Annotated in this window: 1 protein-coding gene; it reads right to left on the minus strand. The window is 35.4% G+C overall.

What is annotated here, in order from left to right; genetic code table 11:
• Nucleotides 1–449, minus strand: a 449-nt coding sequence (locus DYI42_RS24050; RefSeq protein WP_213549651.1) for an oleate hydratase, incomplete at both ends; no start/stop codon positions are given.

Below are 449 nucleotides of genomic sequence, written 5' to 3' on the forward strand. Positions count from 1 at the left end.
TGATACACCTAAGTGATACAGCCATTCTTGGCATATTTCATTACCACTACATTCTGTAATTGGCTTTTTAATATAATCGCCGTTTACATCTGAATATAAGGCATAAATCCATGTAGATATTTCATTTTCAGGTTGGTCTTTAAACTGTTGCTGACGATTGATTGTAAAACTGATTTGCCATGCAGAATCATTGATTGTAATAATACCGCCAGTAACCGTTTTGCCTGCAAGTGGATCACGTTTACAAATGCTTTCTATTGTATCGATAATATCTTTATTGTTTGTTGTCGATGTTGCTGAAACAAACCAACTTTTTTTAGGAATATTTTGGCAAAACTTATCAGGATTACCAAATTCAGGACTTTGTCGCGCTAAATTTTTCCATAGTGTCCAACTACCACCTAATTCGTCAGTTGGTGGTGCTGGTGTATCATTATCACCATACGTAG

It is taken from the genome of Vannielia litorea (assembly GCF_018424695.1).
Taxonomy (GTDB): domain Bacteria; phylum Pseudomonadota; class Alphaproteobacteria; order Rhodobacterales; family Rhodobacteraceae; genus Vannielia; species Vannielia litorea_A.